We start from the raw sequence: 8,314 nt of genomic DNA, 5'->3' as shown, positions 1-8,314 counted from the left end.
CAGGAAGGCCAGAAGGTCTCCTTCAAGGTCGTGAAGGGCCAGAAGGGCATGCAGGCGGACGAAGTGCAGCCGATGTAATCCGGCTGCCTGCCGCCAGGCAGTGCAAGAACAAGCCCCGGCCCGAAACGGCCGGGGCTTTTTCATGTAGCCTATGCGCCCTTTCCCAGCCGCCCGGCGATGCCGGTGCCGGCGCAATTCCAAGGATTCCCATGCAGATCGCCGAGCGCACCGTCGCTACGTTCCACTACACCCTGACCAACGACGCCGGCGCGGTGCTCGACTCCTCCAGCGGCGGCGAGCCGCTGGCTTACCTGCACGGCGTCGGCGGCATCGTGCCGGGCCTGGAGAAGGCGATGGAAGGCCGCCAGGCCGGCGACAAGTTCGACGTCGTGGTGTCGCCCGAGGAAGGCTACGGAACCCCGAACGAGATGCTGATCCAGGTCGTGCCGCGCGAGGCCTTCCAGGGCGTCGACGAGCTCGCCGTGGGCATGCAGTTCCAGGCCCAGACCCCGCAGGGCGCGATCTCGGTCGTCATCGCCAAGATCGAAGACGGCATGGTCACCGTGGACGGCAACCATCCGCTCGCCGGCCAGACCCTGCACTTCGCCATCGAAGTGACCGACGTGCGCGAGGCCAGCGTCGAGGAAGTCCTGCACGGCCACGTGCACGGCGCCGGCGGCCACCACCACTGACCCCCATGGGCACCCGCGGCCAGCTGATCACGCAAGACCCGGACCTGCGGGCGCTGTTGTCCCGGGTCCGGCGCATCGCCGTGCTCGGGATCAAGACCGAGACCCAGCGCGGACAGCCGGCGATCGAAGTGCCGCGCTACCTCGAGCGCGTCGGTTTCGACGTGGTGCCGGTGCCCGTGTACTACCCGGACGTCGAGAGCATCCTGCGGCGCCCGGTGTTCCGTCGCCTGGTGGACATTCCGGGCGACGTCGACCTGGTCAATGTCTTCCGCAAGCCGAAGGACCTGGCCGCGCACCTCGACGACCTCCTCGCCAAGCGTCCTTCGGCGGTCTGGCTGCAGTCGGGCATCCGCGACGATGCCTTCGCCGAGGCGCTGCTCGCGGCCGGCATCGACGTGGTGCAGGACCGCTGCATCATGGTCGAGCACCGCAGGCTGGCCAGCGGCTGAGTCCCGTGCCGGCGCGCTTCGCGCAATGAAACAATGTTACGCGTTGCGCTAGAATACGCGTCCCCCCGCGCCAGAAAGTCCACGTGATCTCCCTGCCTCCCGACACCCACCTCGTCTTCGAGGATCGCCCCGGCTATCTCTACGCCCGTGTTTCCGGACCCCGCGACAACCGCGACATCTCCATCGCCTATTGGACCCTTGTCGCCGAGCAGGTGCGTTTGCGCCAGGCCCGCAAGCTGATGGTGGTCGAAGCCCTGGGCGAGCGGGAGGGGGATTACGAGGTGCCGTTCATGGTGGATGCGCTGATCGAGATGGGCCTGGACAAGATCCAGGTGGCCTTCGTCGTGAACCGCATCGACATCCTGGGCGCGATGGAGCACGGCGAGATCCTCGCGCTCGAGCGCGGCGCCAACGGCCGCGTGTTCGACAACGCCAGCGTCGCCGAACGCTGGCTGCGGCACGGCGGCTCCTGACCCGGGCCGGCCTCAGGCCGGCGCCACCGTCACGGCCAGGCCATTGAGCGCGGCGTTGCCGCTCGGGCCATCGAGCGCCGTCGGATCGGTGAGGTCGTTGTAGCTCGCACCCGCCACGGCCTCGGCGCGCGCCAGGCGAATGCCCGGCCGGTCGTGGCCGAACCCGTGCGGCAGGCAGGCGACGCCGGGCATCAGCTCGTCGCTGGCCACCGCGTCCGTTTCGATGGTTCCTACCGCCGAACTCACCCGCACCCGCGCACCGTCGGCCAGGCCATGGCGGGCGAGGTCGTCGGGATGCATCAGCAGCTGGTGCCGCGGCTTGCCTTTCACCAGGCGGGGCGCGTTGTGCATCCAGGAGTTGTTGCTGCGCACGTGGCGCCGACCGATCAGCCGCAGTCCGCCGGCATCGGTAGGCTCCGCCGCGAGGCCGGCCAGCGCGTCCATCAGCAGCGGCGGGGCGCATTCGATCGCGCCGCTTTCCGTTTGCAGGCGGGCCAGCAGTGACGGACGCAGCGGGCCGAGGTCGAGGCCGTGCGGGGCCGCGGCCAGCGCGGCGACGTCCAGTCCGCTGTCGCCGCGCGCCAGGCCGGCGTCGATCATCGCCAGCGGTGGCGGCAGGGTGCGCCAGGGCTTGCCGCTGGCGGCCGCGTGCGCCGCGGCCAGGCCGTCGATGATTTCCCAGTCGGCGCGCTCGTCGTCGCGGCGCTCGCGCAGCGGCAGGCTGAGCCGCGCCACCCGCCGCACGGCGAAGGCGTTGAAGTGCACGTCGTAGTGCGGCTGCGTCAGCGGCGAGGCCGGCGGCAGGATCAGGTGGGCGTGGCGGGTGGTCTCGTTGAGGTAGACATCGATCGACACCATGAAATCCAGGCCCGCCAGCGCTGCGTCCAGCCCGCGCCCGTCCGGCGTGGACAGCACGGGGTTGCCGGCACAGGTGAGCAGGGCGCGCAGCTGGCCTTCGCCCGGCGTGCGGATCTCCTCGGCCAGCACCGACACCGGCAGCTCGCCGGCGAACTCGGGCAGGCCGCGCACCCGGCTGCGCCAACGGTCGCGATGGCCCGCGGCGGTGCCCGGCCCGGTGACGGGGAAGGCGGGTTCGTTGGGCAGCGAGCCCCCTGCGCGATCGAGGTTGCCCGTGACCAGGTTCACCAGCTGGATCAGCCACTGGCACAGCGTGCCGTGGGCCTGCGTGGACACCCCCATCCGGCCGTAGGCCACGGCCGCCGGCGCGACGCGGAACTCCGCCGCGATGCGCGCGATGCGGGCGCGCGGCACGCCGGTGCGCGCCTCGACATCGGCCGTGTCGAACGCGGCCAGCGCGCGCAGCGCCTCGTCCAGCCCGCTCAACTTGCCGGCGTACGCGTCGATGCGCGGCGGGCCCAGCGCGAGCAACTCCTGCAGCAGCGCGACGAGGAACCAGGCATCGGTGCCGGGCCGGATGAAGACGTGCTCGCTGGCGATCGCCGCGGTCTCGGTGCGGCGCGGGTCCACCACCACCAGCCGCCCGCGCGCCACCAGCGCCTCGAGCCGGCGTGCGATGCCCGGCGCGGTCATCAGGCTGCCGTTCGAGGCCACCGGGTTGGCGCCCAGCATCAGGAAGTAGTCGGTGCGGTCCACGTCCGGGATCGGCAGCAGGAACTGGTGGCCGTACATCAGCCAGTCCACCAGCTGGCTCGGCCACTGGTCCACCGACGAGGCGCTGAACAGGTTCTTCGAGCGCAGGCTGCGGAGCAGGGCGGGCAGGTAGGCGATGTGGCCGAAATGGTGGACGTTGGGATTGCCGAGGTAGGCGCCGACCGCGTCGGCCCCGTGCTCGCGCTGCACGGCGGCCAGGCGCTCGCCGGCTTCGGCCAGCGCTTCGTCCCAGCTGATCTCCTCCCAGTCGCGGCCGCGGCGGCGCAGCGGGCGGCGCAGGCGGTCGGGGTCGGCCTCGAGGTCGAGCAGCGCATTGCCCTTGGGGCAGACGTGGCCGCGGCTGAAGGGATCGGCGGCATCGCCGCGGATCGCCACCAGCTCGTCGGCCTCGTACTGCAGCTCGAGGCCGCAAATGGCCTCGCAGAGGGGACAGGCGCGGAAGCGTGAAGTGCGGGCCATGGCGGGTTCCCGGGGGTCTGGCCCGATCTTAGGGCATCCGGCGCGGGCTTCGGGGCGGGCGAGCCTGTAAACTGCGCGCATGTCCCTGATCACCTTCCAAGGCGTCGACTACAGCGTCGGCGGCCCGCTCCTGCTCGAGTCCGTGAACCTGACGATCGAGCGCAACGAGCGCGTCTGCATCGTCGGCCGCAACGGCGCCGGCAAGTCCACCCTGCTGCGCCTGATGGGCGGCGCGATCACGCCCGACGACGGCGTGGTCAAGCGCGAGGGCCGCCTCGCCGGCCTGGCCCAGGAAGTGCCCAAGGACCTGGCCGGCAGCGTCTTCGACGTGGTGGCGATGGGCCTGGGCGCGCTCGGCGCCGACCTGGCGCGCTACCACCACATGCTGCACGACGGCGCCGACATCGACATGGACGAGCTGGGCGCGGTGCAGGCCCGGATCGAGGCCGGCGACGGCTGGCAGATCGAGCAGCGGGTGGAGCAGGTGATCAGCAAGCTCGACCTGCCCGAGGACGCCGAGTTCTCGGCGCTGTCGGGCGGCATGAAGCGCCGCGTGCTGCTGGCGCAGGCCCTGGTGGCCGCGCCCGACCTGCTCCTGCTGGACGAGCCCACCAACCACCTCGACATCGAATCGATCGCCTGGCTCGAGGAGTTCCTGAAGAACTTCGGCGGCAGCGTGGTCTTCGTCACCCACGACCGCGAGTTCCTGAAGAACCTCGCCACCCGCATCGTCGAGATCGACCGCGGCCAGGTCACCAGCTGGCCCGGCGACTACGACAACTTCCTGCGCCGCCGCGAGGAGCGCCTGCACGCCGAGGCCCAGGCGAACGCGCTGTTCGACAAGAAGCTGGCCCAGGAAGAAGTCTGGATCCGCCAGGGCATCAAGGCCCGCCGCACCCGCAACGAAGGCCGCGTGACCGCGCTCAAGGCCATGCGCCGCGAGCGCGCCGAGCGCCGCGAGCAGCAGGGCAACGTGAAGCTGGCCGCCGCCGGCGCCGAGAAGTCGGGGCGCAAGGTGTTCGAGGCCAAGGACGTGTCGTTCGCCTTTGGCGATCGCGTGCTGGTGAAGCATTTCAGCACCGTCATCCAGCGCGGCGACAAGATCGGCCTGATCGGCCCGAACGGTTCGGGCAAGACCACCCTGCTGAAGCTGCTGCTTGGCGACCTGCAGCCGCAGTCCGGCAGCGTGCAGGTGGGCACCAACCTAGAGGTCGCCTTCTTCGACCAGCTGCGCGCCGCGCTGCGCGAAGACTGGAACGCGCTCGACAACGTCTCCGAAGGCCGCGAGTTCATCGAGATCAACGGCAGCCGCAAGCACGTGATGGGCTACCTGCAGGACTTCCTGTTCAGCCCCGACCGCGCGCTGGCGCCGATCACCAAGCTCAGCGGCGGCGAGCGCAACCGCCTGCTGCTGGCCAAGCTCTTCGCCAAGCCGTCGAACCTGCTGGTGATGGACGAACCGACCAACGACCTCGACGTCGAGACCCTCGAGCTGCTCGAGGAGCTGCTGATCGACTACCCGGGCACCCTGATCCTGGTCTCGCACGACCGCGCCTTCCTCGACAACGTGGTCACCAGCTCGCTGGTGATGGAAGGCAACGGCCGGGTGGGGGAGTACGTGGGCGGCTACACCGACTGGCTGCGGCAGCGGCCGATGTCGGCGCGCATCGCCGCCGCCAACGCCGCCTCGCCGCGCCTGACCCCGCAGGTCGCGCCGACGCCGAAGCCCGCGGCCGCCCCCGCGGCGCCCGCGCCGGCGAAACGCAAGCTCTCGTTCAAGGAACAGCGCGAGCTCGAGGCCTTGCCCGGCCGCATCGAAACGCTGGACGCCGACATCGCGGCGCTCACCGCGCAGATCCAGGACCCGGCCTTCTACCGCCAGCCCGCCGACGCCGTCACCGCGGCCAACGCCCGCCTGTCCTCGCTGCAGGCCGAACTCGAGCAGGCCTACGCCCGCTGGAACGAACTGGAGTAGCCCCGGCGGCTTCTGCTAGCGTGTGAAGACGCGCCGTCCGGCGCGTCAACACACAGGGGAATCCGGGATGTCGCTACTGCGTTCGCTGCACACGCTGTTGATCGGACTGGCCTTGCTCGCGCCCGCGGCGCTGGCGAAGGACGACGTCGAGGCCTCGTCGGCCACCAATCCCGCACCGGCCGAAGCGTTCTCGGCCTTCGATCGGTTCGAGGTCGCCAAGATCACGATGGGCGCACCGTGGGCCGGCCAGAAGCCCAACGAAGCCGCGCTGGTCAACCTGCAGGCCAACCTCGACGAGCGCATCGGCCCCTGGCTGGCCGAGGTCAACGGCGCGGCGGCCCCGGAGGGCGAGGCCCGCGTGCTGCGCATCGAACCCTACGTGGCCGGCATCCGCTACATCAGCGGCGGCAAGCGCGTGTTCGCGGGCGCCTTCGCCGGCAAGTCCCGGGTCCTGCTGAAGCTGCGCATCATCGATGCGGCCACCGGCACCGTCATCGCGGAGCCGGAGTTCTACCAGCACGCGGCCGGCATGGCCGGCGCCTACAGTTTCGGCGGCGCCGACAAGGCCATGCTCGTGCGCGTCACCAGCCTGGCCGTGGACTACCTGCGCGCCAACCACGCCGCGGCGGTCGGCGGACCCACGGGCGGCGAGTGAACCCCGGGCCCGGGGCGCGCCGAAGGCGGCGCGACCCGGGCCGGCTGGGCTAAAATCACGGCCCCGCCGCCAACCCGATGCCCGCCGTGAGCCAGCCGATCCAGCAGGAAGACTTCATCCAGTCCGTCGCCGACGCGCTGCAGTACATCTCGTACTACCACCCGGTCGACTACATCCGGAACCTCGCCGCCGCCTACGAGCGCGAGGAATCCCCGGCGGCCAAGGACGCGATCGCGCAGATCCTGATCAATTCGCGCCTGTGCGCCGAGGGCCACCGCCCGATCTGCCAGGACACCGGCATCGTCACCGTCTTCCTCGAGATCGGCATGGACGTGCGCTGGGCCGGCGCCACGATGGGCATCGAGGACATGGTCAACGAAGGCGTGCGCCGCGCCTATAACCACCCCGACAACAAGCTGCGCGCCAGCGTGCTGGCCGACCCGGCCGGCAAGCGCAGCAACACCAAGGACAACACGCCGGCCGTCGTGAACATGAAGGTCGTGCCGGGCGACACCATCGACGTGATCGTGGCGGCCAAGGGCGGCGGCTCCGAGGCCAAGTCCAAGTTCGCGATGCTCAATCCGTCCGATTCGATCGTCGACTGGGTGCTCAAGACCGTGCCGACCATGGGCGCCGGCTGGTGCCCGCCGGGCATGCTGGGCATCGGCATCGGCGGCACCGCCGAGAAGGCGATGCTGCTGGCCAAGGAATCGCTGATGGAACCGATCGACATCACCGACCTGCAGGCCCGCGGCCCGTCCAACCGCGCCGAGGAGCTGCGGCTGGAGCTGTACGAGAAGGTCAATGCGCTCGGCATCGGCGCCCAGGGCCTGGGTGGCCTGACCACGGTGCTCGACATCAAGGTCAAGGACTACCCGACCCACGCCGCCAACCTGCCGGTGGCCATGATCCCGAACTGCGCCGCCACCCGGCACGCGCACTTCACCCTCGACGGCAGCGGCCCGGTGCAGCTCGAGCCGCCCTCGCTGGAAGACTGGCCGAAGCTGACCTACGACGCGTCGAAGGGCCGGCGGGTCGACCTCGACACCGTGACCCGTGAGGAAGTGGCCAGCTGGAAGCCGGGCGAGGTGCTGCTGCTCAACGGCAAGCTGCTCACCGGCCGCGACGCCGCCCACAAGCGCATGGTGGACATGCTCAACAAGGGCGAGCCGCTGCCGGTGGACCTGCGCGGCCGCTTCATCTACTACGTCGGCCCGGTCGACCCGGTCCGCGACGAAGTGGTGGGCCCGGCCGGCCCGACCACCGCCACCCGCATGGACAAGTTCACCGAGCAGGTGCTCGACCAGACCGGCCTGATGGGCATGGTCGGCAAGGCCGAGCGCGGCCCGGCGGCCATCGAAGCCATCCGCAAGCACCGCTCGGTCTACCTGATGGCCGTGGGCGGCGCCGCCTACCTGGTGTCCAAGGCCATCAAGGCCTCGCGGGTCGTCGGCTTCGCCGACCTGGGCATGGAGGCCATCTACGAGTTCGAGGTCCGGGACATGCCCGTCACCGTGGCCGTCGACTCCACCGGCGAGTCCGTGCACCGCACCGGGCCGCGGGAATGGCAGTCCCGGATCGGCAAGATCCCGGTCGTGGTCGACTGACCCGGGCGGCGCCCGAACCTGAACGGCGCCCGCACTTGACGCGGGCCCACCAGAAAGTGTTGGCATTCCGCCGCGGACTGGCGTATCGTCCTCGGCGACTGTGTTTGCGAAGGGTCACTGTGAATCGTGGCCTGATGCGGTAGATCCACCGATCCGCTACATCTTTTCACCTCGCTCTCCTTGCAACCCCAGTCGCGCGGCGGAATGTTTCCGTCAGCGATTTATCCACCTCGTTCCAAGGAGTGTTTCATGTCGGATCGTCAGATCGGTACCGTAAAGTGGTTCAACGATGCCAAGGGCTTCGGCTTCATCAGCCGCGAGAACGGCGAGGACGTCTTCGTCCATTTCCGTTCCATCCAGGGCACCGGCTTC

The 8,314-nt window shown here is 70.1% G+C and carries 8 protein-coding genes; 7 read left to right on the top strand and 1 reads right to left on the bottom strand.

Annotated elements, in window-relative coordinates; all coding sequences use genetic code 11:
- Positions 1 to 209: 209 nt before the first annotated feature.
- The 3 genes from N787_RS11110 to N787_RS11100 all read left to right on the top strand — a co-directional run bounded on the left by N787_RS11110 (position 210) and on the right by N787_RS11100 (position 1,614).
- Positions 210 to 692, top strand: a complete 483-nt coding sequence (locus N787_RS11110; RefSeq protein ID WP_034214007.1) for an FKBP-type peptidyl-prolyl cis-trans isomerase — start codon at positions 210 to 212, stop codon at positions 690 to 692.
- 5 nt (positions 693 to 697) lie between these two features.
- Positions 698 to 1,141 carry a CoA-binding protein gene (locus N787_RS11105; protein ID WP_034214004.1) on the top strand — a complete coding sequence of 148 codons (444 nt, stop codon included), beginning with the start codon at positions 698 to 700 and terminating at the stop codon, positions 1,139 to 1,141.
- A gap of 83 nt (positions 1,142 to 1,224) precedes the next feature.
- On the top strand, positions 1,225 to 1,614 hold the full coding sequence (locus tag N787_RS11100; protein WP_034214001.1) for a hypothetical protein: 390 nt from the start codon (positions 1,225 to 1,227) through the stop codon (positions 1,612 to 1,614).
- A gap of 12 nt (positions 1,615 to 1,626) precedes the next feature.
- Here the strand turns inward: N787_RS11100 and N787_RS11095 are convergent, their stop codons facing one another.
- Complete coding sequence (locus N787_RS11095; protein WP_034213999.1) at positions 1,627 to 3,705, bottom strand: molybdopterin-dependent oxidoreductase; 2,079 nt, start codon at positions 3,703 to 3,705, stop codon at positions 1,627 to 1,629.
- A gap of 79 nt (positions 3,706 to 3,784) precedes the next feature.
- Between N787_RS11095 and N787_RS11090 the strand changes: the two genes are divergently transcribed.
- From N787_RS11090 to N787_RS11075, 4 genes are all read left to right on the top strand, one after another.
- The gene (locus N787_RS11090) at positions 3,785 to 5,680 is read left to right on the top strand and encodes an ATP-binding cassette domain-containing protein (RefSeq protein ID WP_034213996.1); all 1,896 of its coding nucleotides are present in this window, start codon (positions 3,785 to 3,787) and stop codon (positions 5,678 to 5,680) included.
- A 67-nt stretch (positions 5,681 to 5,747) separates the two neighbouring features.
- Positions 5,748 to 6,335, top strand: coding sequence for a hypothetical protein (locus N787_RS11085; RefSeq protein WP_052575400.1), 588 nt, complete (start codon positions 5,748 to 5,750; stop codon positions 6,333 to 6,335).
- Positions 6,336 to 6,421: 86 nt separating this feature from the next.
- Complete coding sequence (locus tag N787_RS11080) at positions 6,422 to 7,942, top strand: fumarate hydratase (protein ID WP_245594004.1); 1,521 nt, start codon at positions 6,422 to 6,424, stop codon at positions 7,940 to 7,942.
- Between the two features lie 249 nt (positions 7,943 to 8,191).
- The coding region (locus N787_RS11075) for a cold-shock protein (RefSeq protein ID WP_034214012.1) at positions 8,192 to 8,314 on the top strand (123 nt) is incomplete at its 3' end.

This window comes from Arenimonas metalli CF5-1, assembly GCF_000747155.1.
GTDB classification, from domain to species: Bacteria; Pseudomonadota; Gammaproteobacteria; order Xanthomonadales; family Xanthomonadaceae; genus Arenimonas; species Arenimonas metalli.
The sequence above is the reverse complement of the archived record's forward strand: the minus strand, read 5'-3'. Positions and strand labels throughout refer to the sequence as shown.